Source organism: Ensifer sp. LC384 (assembly GCF_001695865.1).
Taxonomy (GTDB): Bacteria; Pseudomonadota; Alphaproteobacteria; order Rhizobiales; family Rhizobiaceae; genus Ensifer.
In genome coordinates this window covers 22,594-36,312 of record NZ_MBST01000004.1, presented here as the reverse complement: position 1 = coordinate 36,312, position 13,719 = coordinate 22,594, and the positions used below count along the sequence as shown (strand labels likewise).

The window sequence follows — 13,719 nt, the reverse complement described above, 5'->3', positions numbered from 1 at the left end:
AAGGCGGGCCGCGTCGCAACAACGCGGCCCGATCTTCGATCGATGAATGCACGGATTGTCCAATCCCTGTCGCGACAGCTCGCAGCGCTGCTCTGCCTGCTTGCAACAGCTGTTGCCGCGTCTGACGACGCCTCCAACCTGTCACGGACACGCGACGATCTTTCCGAATCCGACCGCAGCCGCGTTGAAACCATCGTCCGACCGACGACCGACTTTTCCAAAGCCGAGCGGTACGAGGCAATGTCCGGTGGCGCCGGGACCTCGATCGCCCCTGTCGACCAGGACAGCTTCACGCTGTTTTCCGCCAACCTTGCCTTCTCGGACGAGGAGGCCTTCAAGCTGGGCGATGCGCTCTTCGAGAAACTCTGGGTGTCGTCGCCCTCCTCGACCCAGGCGTCGGATGGATTGGGACCGCTCTACAACGCCCGGGCCTGCGAAAGCTGTCATCCGCGCGATGGGCGCGGCCGCCCGCCGGAAGGCTCGCCTGACGCCACATCGATGCTCTACCGTCTGGCGCGCGCGCCGCACAATGATCGCGAGCGCGAGATGCTGGCCAACTACGATCTGCTGAACTTTCCCGATCCTGTGTACGGTGGTCAGTTGCAGGATAGCGCCGTTCCAGGACTTGCTGCGGAAGGCCATATGAAGATGACCTACTCCGAGCTGCCGGTCACATTGGCCGACGGCGAACTCGTGTTCCTGCGCAAGCCGTCCTACACCGTCACCGACCTCGGTTATGGCGATCTCGACCCGACAACGACGCTCTCTCCTCGCGTAGCACCGCAGATGATCGGTCTCGGGCTGATCGAAGCCATTCACGAGGCCGACATTCTGGCGGGCGCCGATCCCGACGATCACGACGGCAATGGCATCAGCGGACGCGCGGCCCTCGCCCGCGACCGCAACACCGGCAACATCGTGCTCGGACGCTTCGGCTGGAAGGCCCAAAACCCGACGGTCCGACAGCAGACGGCGGATGCCTTCGCTGCCGACATCGGCCTGTCGACGCCGGATGCCGATCGCAGCTACGGTGACTGTACCCAAGCCCAGGCCGCCTGCCTTGCAATGCCCACCGGCGTGCAGGCGCGCCTTGGCGCGGTCGAGGCGCCCGATCCGGTGCTTGGTCTCGTGGCCTTCTACACCGCCAACCTCGCCGTCCCTGCCCGCCGCCAGGCGAGCTTTCCGAAGACACTGCGCGGCAAGCAGGTGTTCTACGAAATCGGCTGCACGGCCTGCCATACGCCGAAATTCGTGACCCGCCGGGATGCCAGCCGCAAGGCCCAGGCGTTTCAGTTGATCTGGCCCTACTCCGATTTCCTGTTGCACGACATGGGCGAAGGCCTTGCCGATGGCCAGGCCGTGGGCAGCGCGAACGGCAGCGAGTGGCGCACGCCGCCGCTCTGGGGCATCGGCCTGACGAAAACCATCAGCGCTCACACATATCTGCTTCATGACGGGCGCGCCCGCAATTTGACGGAAGCCATTCTATGGCACGGCGGCGAGGGCCAGGCTGCCCGCGATGCCTTCGCCCGTCTTTCCACGCGCGACCGCCGTGACCTCATCGCATTTCTGGAGTCCCTTTGATGCCTCACATGCCCACGCTCGCCCTAGGCCTTTTCCTGGCGGCGATAGCGCCGCCTGCCATGGCGCAGGAGGGGAGCCCCTTGTCGCCGCGTGTCGTCAATGAAGCGGCCGTGCCGGCCGTGATGGCAAAGGCCGTCGACGATTTCATCATCCCCGGCTATCGCAATCTGTCAGATAAGACGGCACTCCTGACCAAGGCTTCGGCAGCCCTTTGTGAAACCCCTTCGGCGGTGTCGCAGGACAATGCGCGAGCGGCATTTTCCGAGCTGGTGCGGGCCTGGTCGACGGTCGAAATCATCCGTCTTGGGCCGGCGCTCGAGCAGAACCGCTTCGAGCGCTTTCTGTTCTACCCCGACCGCAAGAGCACCGGCCTGAAGCAGGTGCAGGCCATTCTTGCCAAGGGCGACGAGACGGCGACCGACGTCGCATCGCTCAACGGCAAGAGCGTCGCGGCGCAAGGGCTGGGCGCGCTGGAATACGTGCTCTATGGCAACGGTTCCGAGGCGCTTGCGAGCAAGGAGGGCGACTTCCGTTGCCGCTATGGCGTGGCGATCGCGCAGAACCTCGACACCATCGCTCACGAATTCCTGGCGGAGTGGCAAAAGCCCGACGGTATCCAATCCGCCTGGAAGAAGCCCGGCCCTGGAAATCCTCAGTTTCGCGACAGCAAGGAAGCGGCAACCGAGCTGCTCGGCATTTTCGTGCACGGCGTCGAGATGGTGAAAGACCAGCGGCTGAAGCCGTTCTATGCCAGAACGGTCGACGGCAGGCAGGACAAGGGGCATCCGAAGCTGGCGATCTACTGGCGATCGGAAAACACCATGCCCTCGATCGCCGCCAACTTCCGCGGCCTGCAGACCCTGTTCAAGGTGGCGGACATGGAAAGCCTGCTTCCGGAAGACAGCCGCTCCGTCGCCGGATCGGCAGACTTCGTCTTCAAGTCGGTCATCGCCATCTCGCAGAACATCGACGGCCCGATCGGCGAGGCGATTGCCGACGACAAGAGCCGCGCCAAGCTCGACTTCCTCACGCTCAACACCGCCGATCTTCTCGACCGGCTGAACAAGGATTTCGGCGGCGCCATCGGCCTTGGCGCCGGCTTCTCCTTTGCCGACGGCGACTGAACAGGCAGCCACCAGCCAAGGTGTTGACAATCCCTCCGTTTGGGCGCAAAGCGCTCTCGTGTCCGCTCTCGCGGGCACGTTTCACCACAAGGATCAACTTGCAATGAACCCCGACAGTCGAAGTCGAGCCTTCATGCTCACGACCGCTCGGTCCTGATTGATCAGGGCTTCGTGGCGGTCGGATGACTCGCCCTATGGAGCCCAAAATGCTGCGCATCTACAAAAGCCAGAACAGCCACCTCGTGCTCGTCGATATGCTCGACAGCCTTGCCTCTCCGACGCCGGTTATCTGGTTCGATCTGCTCAATCCCTCCGTTGAGGAGACCCGACTGGTCGAAGGCCAACTCGGCATCGAAATCCCGACCCGCGACGAGATGCAGGAAATCGAGCTGTCCGACCGGCTCTATCAGGAAGACGGCGCGCAGTTCATGACCATGACGGCCGTCGCCAAGCTCGACAGCGACTATCCGGTCAAGGTCCCCGTGACCTTCATCGTCAAGGGCGTGACGCTCGTGACCGTTCGCCATGCCGACCCGAAGCCGTTCCAGACCTATGCCAACCGGCTGCAGAAGGCCAACGGCCAGGGCTGTGAAACGGGTGAACTGGCCATGCTGGGGCTTCTCGAAGCGATGATCGACCGCACCGCCGACGCGCTGGAGCGGGCCGGCAGCGAGGTCGACGGCATTTCGCGCGAAGTGTTCCGCAAGACCAATGCCAGCGCCACGAAGAAGACGCGCGACCTGCAGTCGCTGATCGAGCAGATCGGCCAGAAGGGCGACCTTCTAACGATCATCCGCGAAAGCCTGGTCAGCATCGGTCGGCTCGTCGCCTATCATGTGGCGCTCGAAGGCATCGGCCCGCGCAAAGCGGCAAAGGAAAGCCGGCAGCGGATCAAGCTGATCCAGCGTGATGCGACGTCGCTCGGCGACCACGCGCTGTTCCTGTCGAACAAGATCAACTTCCTGCTCGACGCGACGCTCGGCCTGATCAATCTGGAGCAGAACCAGATCATCAAGATCTTCTCGGTCGCTGCCGTGGTGTTCCTGCCGCCGACGCTGGTCGCCTCGATCTACGGCATGAACTTCGAGATCATGCCCGAGCTGCAATGGCGGTTCGGATACCCCTATGCCCTGGCACTGATGGTGCTTTCGGCGATCGTGCCTTTCCTCTACTTCAAGCGGCGGGGCTGGCTCTGAAAGAGCAATCTGCTACATCGTAGCGACAAGGACCGGCGGCGGAATTCTGCTGCCGGTCCGACAAAATGGCAGGCGAGAATGGCATGCGCGCCACCACGGGTCTGATCGACCGACGCAATTTCATCAAGATGGCCGGCGCCGCCTGGGTGGCGACGCTCGGCGCTCGCGGCGCCTTTGCCCTTGAGCGCGCCGACGCGGTCTTTGCCTCCGCTTTCATGGCGCCGGACGGAAGCTATGGCGTTGCGACGCTGACGGAGGCCGGCGAGATCGTCGAGCGCACGGCGCTGCCGGCACGCGCGCACGGCATGGCGTATTCCGCGGCCAGCAAACGGATGGTGGCCTTCGCCCGCCGCCCCGGCACCTATGCGATGATCCTAGCGACCGACGGCCGCGCCGAGCCGGTGGTCATTGCCGCCGCCGACGGCCGGCACTTCTATGGCCATGGCTGCTTTTCCGCCGACGGCCGCCTGCTCTACGCAACCGAAAACGACTTTGCCGCCAATCGAGGCATGATCGGCATCTACGACGGCACCAGGCGCTTTGCCCGCATCGGTGAATTTCCGACCTACGGCATCGGCCCGCACGACATGACGCTTTCCGCCAATGGACGGATGCTCGTCATCGCCAATGGCGGCATCGAGACCCATCCGGATTTCGGCCGTACCAAGCTCAATCTCGACCATATGGAACCGAGCCTGACGCTGGTCGATACCGAGACCGGCGCCCTGATCCAGAAGCACACGCTGCCTGGCGAGCTCAGCCGGCTTTCCACCCGCCACGTCGATATCGGCCCGAAAGGCGAGATCTGGTTTGCCTGCCAGTACGAGGGGGCGCGCGACGACCTGCCGCCGCTCGTCGGTCATTTCTCGCATGGCGAAGATCTCGCCTTCGTGTCGCTGCCCGAAAGCACGACGGAGGCGCTCGCCAACTATGTCGGCGCCATCGCCGTCAACCGCCAAGAGGGACTGATCGGCCTCACCTCGCCCAAGGGCGGCATCGCCGTGACACTCGATGCCCGCACCGGCGCAGTGCTAAAGGAACAGCGCGTTGCCGATGCTGCCGGCGTCGCCGCCGCCGATCACGGTTTTGCCGTGTCGTCCTATGACGGCCGCTTCAAGGGTCACCCGAACCGGGTCGCCTGGGACCAGCATATCGTCCGGCTCGCTCGCAGCTGACAGTAGGTCTCAGGCTGAAAACCGGCCCTCGCCGGCGAGCTTTGCCAGATTGTCCCATCGATAGGCGGTCTGGTCGTGGTTCTCCCCGCCGAGGCTCACCTGCCCCTGGCCGACCGCGACGGCGCCCAGACGCTCGTAAAACGCCCTGTTCGGGTTGGTGGAAAGCACCCAGGCAAACAGCGACGCCCCGCCCAGCTCCCGGCAATGGGCCGCGACGCTCCGCACGAGCGCCGAGCCGATGCCCGCGCCTTGAAAGTCCTTGAGGATATAGAGCGCATAGAGCTCGCGATCGAAACGCGGCGGCATCGAGCGGGCTTTTCCATAATTGGCAAAGCCGATCACCCTGTTGGTGCCCATGTCGACGGCAACCAGATGGAAGACGTCGGCAACGCGCATGCGCCTGGCATGGCGCAGCGCCTGTTCCTCGATGCTCATGGCATCGAGATAGGCATCGGAGATCAGCCCGCGAAAGGTCGATCGCCAGGTTTCGACGATGACGGAGGCGATCATCATGATGTCGTCCGGTTCGGCTGGCCGGATGTCGATGCGGCGAAAGCTTTTCATGGCAGAGATATAGGTGGCACATGGGCGCTTCGAAACAGCCATCCCCGCTGGAAAGCACTCAAGGGCGCTCTATCTGCCGATGCCAAGAACAAAACCATCGTATACGCGGTCTTCATCGCCGCCGTTCACGGTCTCGGCCTTCTCATCGACTACAACAACATCCCCGGCGAATGGTATCAGTCGCTGGCAAAACCGGCCTTCAATCCACCCAACTGGGTCTTCGCCCCGGTCTGGTCGATCCTCTACGTGATGATCGGCATTGTCGGCGCCCGCCTGTTTCTCAACCACCGCCGCACCGCCGCGATGCGATTGTGGCTCGCACAGATGATCCTCAACTTCCTGTGGTCGCCGCTGTTCTTCGGCATGCAGGACATCTCGTCGGCATTGATCGTCATCATCGTGCTTTTGATCGCGATCGCCGGCGTCATCGCCGCAAGCTGGCACAGGGACCGCGCTTCTGCTCTGCTGTTCCTGCCCTATCTCGCCTGGGTGGCGTTCGCGACGGTGCTCAACGGCTCGATTTTCCTCATGAATTGAGCTTGTCGCACCGGTGCCGCCGTGCCACTGTCCGTCGATCGATAGGGCAGGCAATCGGGCCTGCCGCGACAACCAAGGCCGTGTTGACTGATGGACGAGAGCGATCCCCCAGATTTCCGCAGACGCATAAGGGAAAGCTTCGCACGACAGGCGGCCATGGAAACGATCGGCGCGGAATTGACGCTGGTCGAGCAGGGCACGGTCGAGATCGAACTGCCCTTCGACGAGAAGCTGACGCAGCAGCACGGTTTCCTGCATGCGGGCGTGATCTCCGCAGCGCTCGATTCGGCCGGCACCTACGCCGCCTATTCCGTCATCGATCCCGACGCCTCGATCCTGACGATCGAATTCAAGGTCAACCTTTTGTCGCCGGGGCGCGGCGAGCGCTTCCTGTTTCGCGGCGAGGTCACCAAGCCGGGCACGACCATCATCGTCTCCGACGGGCGCGGCTACGCGATCCGCTCCGACGGGCCGGCCAAGCTGATCGCCTCGATGACCGGCACGATGATGGTCATCCGCGGACGCGAGGGTATCGAAGGATGAATTTTGAAATGAAGGACGTCGCCGGCCGCAAGGTTCTCTATGTCATGGCGGTCGATGCCGAATACGGCCCTCATCTGAAGGCGCGGATCGCACCGTTGATGACCGGCGTCGGACCGGTCGAGGCCGCCGTCACCCTGACGAAGGCGCTGGCCGGCCTTGCCGCCAAAGACAGCCTTCCCGATCTCGTCGTCTCGCTCGGCTCGGCGGGTGCCGCCAAACTCGAGCAGACCGAAGTCTATCAGGCGATATCGGTCGGCTACCGCGACATGGACGCCTCGGCGCTCGGCTTCGAGAAGGGAGCAACGCCGTTTCTCGATCTTCCCGCCGTCGTTTCGCTGCCGCACCGCATTCCCGGGATCAAGGAGGCCAAGCTCTCGACCGGCGCCAACATTGTCTCGGGCACCGCCTATGACGGCATCGACGCCGACATGGTCGAGATGGAGACCTATGCGGTGTTGCGCGCCTGCCAATCCTTTGGCGTGCCGCTCATTGCGCTTCGCGGTATTTCCGACGGCAAGGCGGAGCTCAAGCACGTCAACGACTGGACGGAGTATCTTCACGTCATCGACGAGAAGCTTGCTGGCGTCATCGACAGCCTTGAGACCGCGATCGGCACCGGAGAAGTCCGGCTCTGAAAGCCCGGGATTGTCCGGGTGCAATCTAATCGTTGCGCAAAAGACGGGCTTTCATTAAAGGCTCGCCATGATCAAGCTTGTTTGAAGGCCCGACATGACCCAGACAGCCCATCCCGACACCGTTCTCATCGTCGATTTCGGCAGCCAGGTGACGCAGCTCATCGCCCGGCGCGTGCGCGAATCCGGTGTCTATTGCGAAATCGTGCCGTTCCAGTCGGCGGAAGAAGGTTTTCAGCGGCTGAAGCCGAAGGCCGTCATCCTCTCCGGCAGCCCGGCCTCCACCCTCGACATCGGCTCGCCGCGCGCTCCGTCGGTGATCTTCGATTCCGGCCTGCCGGTCTTCGGCATCTGTTACGGCCAGCAGACCATGTGCGCCCAGCTCGGCGGCAAGGTCGAAAGCGGCCACCACCGCGAATTCGGCCGCGCCTTCCTCGAGGTCGAAAAGGACTGCGCACTGTTCGACGGCGTCTGGTCCCTTGGCTCGCGCCACCAGGTCTGGATGTCGCATGGCGACCGCGTGACGGCGATCCCCGAGGGCTTTGAGGTCGTGGCGACCTCCGCCAACGCCCCCTTCGCCTTCATTGCCGACGAGGCGCGCAAATACTACGCCGTGCAGTTCCACCCGGAAGTGGTGCACACGCCCGACGGCGCCAAGCTGATCGCCAACTTCGTGCACAAGATCGCCGGCATCAAGGGCGACTGGTCGATGTCGGCCTACCGCGCCAAGGCGGTTGACGCGATCCGCAAACAGGTCGGCGACAAGAAGGTGATCTGCGCGCTTTCGGGCGGCGTCGACAGCTCGGTCGCGGCCCTCCTCATCCACGAGGCGGTCGGCGATCAGCTGACCTGCATCCTCGTCGACCATGGCCTGATGCGCAAGGACGAGGCGAAGAACGTCGTTTCGATGTTCCAGGAGCACTACAACCTGCACCTCCTGCACGTCGATGCCTCCGACCGCTTTATCGGCGAACTGGAAGGCGTCAGCGACCCCGAAACCAAGCGCAAGATCATCGGCCGGCTGTTCATCGAGGTGTTCGAGGAAGAGGCAAAGAAGCTCGGCGGCGCGGATTTCCTCGCCCAGGGCACGCTTTACCCCGACGTCATCGAAAGCGTTTCCTTCACCGGCGGTCCGTCGGTGACGATCAAGTCGCACCACAATGTCGGCGGCCTGCCGGAACGCATGAACATGCAGCTGGTCGAGCCATTGCGCGAGCTGTTCAAGGACGAAGTCCGCGTGCTCGGCCGCGAACTCGGCCTGCCCGACAGCTTCATCGGCCGCCATCCCTTCCCGGGACCGGGCCTCGCCATCCGCTGCCCGGGCGGCATCAGCCGCGAGAAGCTCGAGATCCTGCGCGAAGCCGACGCGATCTATCTCGATGAGATCCGCAAGGCCGGCCTTTACGACGCCATCTGGCAGGCCTTCGCCGTGCTGCTGCCGGTCCAGACGGTCGGCGTGATGGGCGACGGCCGCACCTACGAGTTCGTCTGTGCGCTGCGCGCCGTCACCTCGGTCGACGGCATGACGGCGGACTTCTACCACTACGACATGGAATTCCTCGGCCGCGCGGCAACGCGCATCATCAACGAGGTCCGTGGCATCAACCGCGTGGTCTACGACGTGACCTCGAAGCCGCCTGGCACGATCGAGTGGGAGTAATCCAGTCATCTCGATGCCGGCAGACAAACTCTATAACGATCCAAGCCTTGTAGAGTTCTACGACATCGAGAACGGCTGGACCGCCGATTCCGAGTATCTCAAGACCATGGCCGCAAGCCGCACCTCGATCCTCGATCTTGGGTGCGGCACCGGTCTCTTGGCAGCCGCGCTAACGCAACAAGGCGGAAAACGTGTGGTCGGCGTCGATCCGGCCGCCCCAATGCTGGATGTCGCAAAGAAAAGACCCTATGGCGACCGGGTACTCTGGGTCGAAAGCGATGCACGAACGGTCCGTCTGAACGAGACCTTCGACCTGGTGGTGCTCAGCGGCCATGCCTTTCAGGTCTTCCTCACCAGGGAAGACCAGCTGGCCACTCTGAAGACCATAGTCGCACATCTCTCCCCGCAAGGGCGCTTCATCTTCGACAGCCGAAACCCGCGGGTCGAGGAATGGAAAGAGTGGACGCCGGCCGAATCCGGGCGAGCTATCGTTCATCCTGTGCTGGGCGAGGTGCTTGCGTGGAACGACGTGCGGCATGACCCCGATACCGGCAACGTGGAGTATGATACGTTTTACCGGATCGCCGCCGACGAACGCACCTATTCAGCACAGTCGAAAATCTCTTTCCCGTCATACGAAGACCTCGCCGCGATGATGGACGAAGCGGGCCTCGACGTCGAACAGTGGCTCGGCGGCTGGGATGGCAGACCGTTCGCGGCAATGGCACCCGAAATCATTCCGATCGGTCACCGACGTTAGCCTGACAGTTCCGCAATGCGGTCGAGCTCCAATCCAACAACCACGGCTTCACCGTATGTCAGCTTCTGCCCGCGAACGCCTGAGCGCGGTTCGTTAGGCGAGCTCGCCAGCGATCTGACGCGGTGCCACCGCCGCCCGCAAGAGCCGCATGAACAGCCTGGTGTCGTTTCCAAGACCCGGCTCCACCCCGCGCATTTCCTTGATGCCGCTCATTGCTGCGAGAATTATTCCTGCTAAGTCGGCGGGCTGGGCTTCGACGACGCCAAGGTCGATTTCCCCCTTGGCTGCAGCCTCGCGCAAAGCCAGCGACAACAGATCGAGAAGCCGCGCCCGCGTCTCGAGCGTAATATCGGCGGCCAGCGCCATATTGACCTCGAACAGTTCCCTTGCATCCGCACTTGCGCCCAAGGGGGCGATCAGTCCGCGCTGGAAGGTGGCGATCGCCGCTTCGATGCGATCAAAGACACTGCCCCGCCCCTTCAGCGCCAGCTCGACCTCGGCCATCGTTTGCCGGTGCGCGCGCGCCGAACCGGCTCGAAACAGGTCTTCCTTGCTGTTGAAGCTCAGATAGAGCGAGGCCCGCGAGATTCCGGCAGCGCGCGCAATGTCGGCCATCGTCGCCTTGCGAAAGCCAAAGCGCACGAACACCGGCAACGCGGCATCGAGGATGTGCGTCGTTTTCTGATCAGTCGATATCATGCAGACACATTGACACTTCGAGCCCACAGTGTCAAAAGACGATTAGACATATTGAGTCCATTTGTCTAATTCGAAGGACCGCCATTCCGGCATGGCCAGAAGGAGCCGTGATGCGCATTGCCGAAACAAAGGGCCAGGATGACACCGTGCTGGTCACGGGCATTGCCGGTTTCCTCGCAGGCCACGTTTCCCTGCAGTTGCTGAGGCGGGGCTATCGGGTTCGAGGCAGCCTGCGGAACACGGGAAAGTGTGAGGCCATCAGAAGCCAGCTTGGCGCGCACGCGCCTGGCGAGTTGCAGCGGCTGAGCTTCGTGCAGGCCGATCTGGATGCAGATGACGGCTGGCGTGAGGCCGTCGAAGGGTGCCGCTACGTCATTCACACGGCATCACCGTTTCCTCCGGGCTTTCCCGAGAATGAACGAGCATTGATTGAGACGGCGCGCGACGGTGCGTTGCGCGTCCTCAGCGCCGCACACCGCGCACGCGTCGAGCGGGTCGTTCTGACCTCGTCGGTTGCCGCCACCAACCATGGCGACGGACAGGCGCCGTTTACCGAAGCGAACTGGACCGACCCGGAAAGCCCGCGGGCGACGCCCTACTACAGGTCCAAGACCCTCACCGAGCGCGCCGCCTGGACATTTGCGCACGAGGCCGGCCTCGATCTCGCCGTCATCAATCCGAGCGTCGTCCTCGGCCCATTGCTCGGGCGCGATTTCGGGACGTCCGTCGGATTGATCTACCATCTGATGACAGGCCGCTTCGAAGGTATCCCGCGCTTCGGCTTTTCGGTTGTGGACGTGCGCGACGTCGCCGATGCCCATATTAGGGCGATGACCAATCCTGATGCCGGCGGCCATCGCTTCATCGTCGGCGGTCGATTTTTCTGGCTCAAGGAACTGGTGGCCCTCCTTGCCCGCACCTTTCCCGAGCATGCCGCGCAACTGCCGGTCGGCGAAGTCCCGGACGAGATCATCAGGGCGATGGCATCAACCGATCCCAACGCCCGCACGATCGTTCACGAGCTTGGCCGCAACCTGAGCATCGACGCTTCGAAAGCCAGGCGCATGCTGAACTGGCACTCACGCCCTGAGGACGAGTGCATCTGCGCCAGCGCGCAAAGCCTCATCGCCCTGGGATTGGTGCCTGCCGTTTCCGTCGGCAGATAGGGTCAACCCATAGCGGCGAACGTTCCCGACATATGGGAGATCAAGCGATCTCTCATCCCCTCAGATGGAGAATACCGATGACGCCGGCAGCAACCGATACCACACGACAGACACAAGAGGCCGAGATCCTGCGGGAGACGGAGCGCGCCCGGCTTTCCGCTCTGGTCAGCGCCGATGTCGCGCTGGCACGCCCGTTTCACGCTCCCGACTTCCAGTTGATAACACCGATTGGCGCATCGCTATCAAGAGACGAGTATCTGGGGGCAATCGCGGCCGGCCGGATCAGGTACCTGGCCTGGGAGCCTGGCGATATTGCGGTGCGCCTCTATGACGGGGCCGCGCTTATGCGCTATCGCGCCCAGCTCGAAGTCGTCTTTGACGGGCACAACGTTCCCCGCAGCGATTACTGGCACACCGATGCATACGAATATCGCGACGACCGATGGATGGTCGTGTGGTCGCAGGCGACAGCGATCCACCAGCTGTAAGGTCGGCAGGCGCTTTACCTGTTTGCCAAACATCGTTCGAAAAACTCTGACGGGGCGTGCGTGGCATGCCCCTTTTGCGTTTCCGTGCCAGCCAGCCGCTGCAGCCATCCATCCCATATCAAAAACAATAGCATTGACTAATCAATCAGTATGGACTAATGCTTTCATCATGATTGAAGCAGCACCCGTTACCACCCTCATGCGCGCACTTGCCGATCCGACCCGGCGCGCCGTGTTCGAGCGCATTGCCAATGCCGACGAGATCACGGTGGTCGAACTGACGCGCGGCAGCGGCGTGACGCAGGGCGCCATTTCGCAGCACCTCAAATCGTTGAAGCAGGCGGGTCTCGTCACCGAGCGCCCCGAAGGCCGCAACGTCTACTATCGCGCCCAACCCGAGGGCCTCGAGCCGCTGGTCGACTGGATGAGCCATTACGGCGTCTTCTGGCGGGAACGGTTTGCAAACCTGCGCACTCTCTTGAAGGAGATCGATCCATGAATGAAGTAGCGTTGCAGCCCCACACGCAGGACATCGTGGTCGACGAGGTCTTCCCCCACGCCCCGGAGACGATCTGGAAAACGCTAACAAGCGGTGCGTTGATGAGCCGCTGGATGATGGTTCCGACAGGCTTCGAGCCGGTCGAGGGCAGTCGTTTCACCTTTCAGACGACACCGGCCGGCGCCTGGGACGGTGTCATCCACTGCCAGGTGTTGGAGGTGCTGCCAAACGAACGGTTCGTCTACGCCTGGAAGGGCGGACACGAAGGCAACGCCGGCTATGGCTCGCGGCTGAACACCGTCGTCACCTGGACGCTAGCCAGGGTCGACAACGGAACGCACCTTCGCCTCGTCCATTCCGGCTTTGTGACGCCGAGAAACGACACGGCCTACAGGAACATGAGCGAAGGCTGGAAGAAGGTTCTGCGGCAGATCGGTACCGTGACCGAAGGGCAGGACTGAGACCACGCCCAAAGCCTGACGCGGGCGCCGTGCCCGCGTCCGGACGCGTCCTATTCGGCGCGGGGCGTTGCGGCGCCCGTCTGAACAGCAGCGAAACAACCGTCTGCGATGCCCGACCATCGAGCGCGCTCGATGCCACGCGCGCATTCCCGACCCCAGAGCGCAAGGAGCAATGACATGAGCAAGCCCTACACCGGTGGATGCGCCTGCGGCGCGATCCGCTATGAAATCTCCGGCGAACCCGTCGTCTCCAGCGACTGCCAATGCCGCGATTGCCAGCGCGAGAGCGGCACCGGCCATGGCTCCCACCTCACCTTTCGCCGCGAAGGGGTGAAACTTGAAGGCGAAGCGGCACAGTGGGACATGGTCGCCGACAGCGGCAATGTGAAGACCAGGGCCTTCTGCCCCACCTGCGGCTCGCCTGTTTACATGACCCTGGCGGCAAAGCCCGAGTTCTTCGTCATCCGCGCGGCGAGCCTCGACGATCCTGCCCGGTACAAGCCGCAGGTGGTGTTTTACAGCAGCCGCGGCTACGCCTGGGATCAACTTGACCCGGCGCTGCCGAAATTCGAGAAGATGCCGCCGATGTAGTGTGCCGGGGAAAAGGGCATCGAAGTTTTCGCGGGCGTGC

16 protein-coding genes are annotated in these 13,719 nt (G+C 63.0%); 14 read left to right on the top strand and 2 right to left on the bottom strand.

Annotated features, from left to right (window positions below; translation table 11 throughout):
• The first annotated feature begins 42 nt into the window (after window positions 1–42).
• The 4 genes from BC363_RS05405 to BC363_RS05390 all read left to right on the top strand — a co-directional run bounded on the left by BC363_RS05405 (window position 43) and on the right by BC363_RS05390 (window position 5,079).
• Complete coding sequence (locus tag BC363_RS05405) at window positions 43–1,584, top strand: di-heme oxidoredictase family protein (RefSeq protein ID WP_065783186.1); 1,542 nt, start codon at window positions 43–45, stop codon at window positions 1,582–1,584.
• Complete coding sequence (locus BC363_RS05400; RefSeq protein ID WP_065783185.1) at window positions 1,584–2,708, top strand: imelysin family protein; 1,125 nt, start codon at window positions 1,584–1,586, stop codon at window positions 2,706–2,708. The genes BC363_RS05405 and BC363_RS05400 overlap by 1 nt, the downstream gene beginning before the upstream one ends.
• 206 nt (window positions 2,709–2,914) lie before the next feature.
• Complete coding sequence (locus tag BC363_RS05395; RefSeq protein ID WP_065783332.1) at window positions 2,915–3,904, top strand: magnesium transporter CorA family protein; 990 nt, start codon at window positions 2,915–2,917, stop codon at window positions 3,902–3,904.
• An 83-nt stretch (window positions 3,905–3,987) separates the two neighbouring features.
• On the top strand, window positions 3,988–5,079 hold the full coding sequence (locus BC363_RS05390) for a DUF1513 domain-containing protein (RefSeq protein WP_065783331.1): 1,092 nt from the start codon (window positions 3,988–3,990) through the stop codon (window positions 5,077–5,079).
• A 9-nt stretch (window positions 5,080–5,088) separates the two neighbouring features.
• Here BC363_RS05390 and BC363_RS05385 read toward each other — a convergent pair whose 3' ends face one another.
• Window positions 5,089–5,643, bottom strand: a complete 555-nt coding sequence (locus BC363_RS05385; protein WP_065783330.1) for a GNAT family N-acetyltransferase — start codon at window positions 5,641–5,643, stop codon at window positions 5,089–5,091.
• A gap of 96 nt (window positions 5,644–5,739) precedes the next feature.
• Here BC363_RS05385 and BC363_RS05380 point away from each other — a divergent pair, with 96 nt between their 5' ends.
• From BC363_RS05380 to BC363_RS05360, 5 genes are all read left to right on the top strand, one after another.
• Window positions 5,740–6,180 carry a TspO/MBR family protein gene (locus tag BC363_RS05380; protein ID WP_065783329.1) on the top strand — a complete coding sequence of 147 codons (441 nt, stop codon included), beginning with the start codon at window positions 5,740–5,742 and terminating at the stop codon, window positions 6,178–6,180.
• A 90-nt stretch (window positions 6,181–6,270) separates the two neighbouring features.
• Window positions 6,271–6,723 (top strand): PaaI family thioesterase, encoded by a 453-nt coding sequence (locus BC363_RS05375; RefSeq protein WP_065783184.1) that lies wholly within the window; start codon window positions 6,271–6,273, stop codon window positions 6,721–6,723.
• Window positions 6,720–7,358 (top strand): 5'-methylthioadenosine/S-adenosylhomocysteine nucleosidase, encoded by a 639-nt coding sequence (locus tag BC363_RS05370; protein ID WP_065783183.1) that lies wholly within the window; start codon window positions 6,720–6,722, stop codon window positions 7,356–7,358. The genes BC363_RS05375 and BC363_RS05370 overlap by 4 nt, the downstream gene beginning before the upstream one ends.
• 94 nt (window positions 7,359–7,452) lie before the next feature.
• Window positions 7,453–9,015, top strand: coding sequence for a glutamine-hydrolyzing GMP synthase (gene guaA / locus BC363_RS05365; RefSeq protein WP_065783182.1), 1,563 nt, complete (start codon window positions 7,453–7,455; stop codon window positions 9,013–9,015).
• 13 nt (window positions 9,016–9,028) lie between these two features.
• A complete protein-coding gene (locus tag BC363_RS05360; RefSeq protein WP_065783181.1) occupies window positions 9,029–9,775 on the top strand; it encodes a class I SAM-dependent methyltransferase in 747 nt (248 codons plus the stop codon).
• Between the two features lie 93 nt (window positions 9,776–9,868).
• Here the strand turns inward: BC363_RS05360 and BC363_RS05355 are convergent, their stop codons facing one another.
• Window positions 9,869–10,474, bottom strand: a complete 606-nt coding sequence (locus BC363_RS05355; protein ID WP_065783180.1) for a TetR/AcrR family transcriptional regulator — start codon at window positions 10,472–10,474, stop codon at window positions 9,869–9,871.
• A gap of 110 nt (window positions 10,475–10,584) precedes the next feature.
• On the opposite strand from BC363_RS05355, the gene BC363_RS05350 reads away from it, so the two are divergent.
• The 5 genes from BC363_RS05350 (at window position 10,585) to BC363_RS05330 (ending at window position 13,679) form a co-directional block, all read left to right on the top strand.
• Window positions 10,585–11,640, top strand: coding sequence for an aldehyde reductase (locus BC363_RS05350; protein WP_065783179.1), 1,056 nt, complete (start codon window positions 10,585–10,587; stop codon window positions 11,638–11,640).
• A gap of 77 nt (window positions 11,641–11,717) precedes the next feature.
• Entirely contained in the window at window positions 11,718–12,128 is a 411-nt protein-coding gene (locus BC363_RS05345; RefSeq protein ID WP_065783178.1) for a nuclear transport factor 2 family protein, read from the top strand.
• A 169-nt stretch (window positions 12,129–12,297) separates the two neighbouring features.
• Entirely contained in the window at window positions 12,298–12,627 is a 330-nt protein-coding gene (locus tag BC363_RS05340; protein ID WP_065783177.1) for a metalloregulator ArsR/SmtB family transcription factor, read from the top strand.
• The gene (locus BC363_RS05335; protein WP_065783176.1) at window positions 12,624–13,088 is read left to right on the top strand and encodes an SRPBCC domain-containing protein; all 465 of its coding nucleotides are present in this window, start codon (window positions 12,624–12,626) and stop codon (window positions 13,086–13,088) included. Before BC363_RS05340 ends, BC363_RS05335 begins: the two co-directional genes overlap by 4 nt.
• Before the next feature lie 177 nt (window positions 13,089–13,265).
• On the top strand, window positions 13,266–13,679 hold the full coding sequence (locus BC363_RS05330; protein ID WP_065783175.1) for a GFA family protein: 414 nt from the start codon (window positions 13,266–13,268) through the stop codon (window positions 13,677–13,679).
• Window positions 13,680–13,719: the final 40 nt, after the last annotated feature.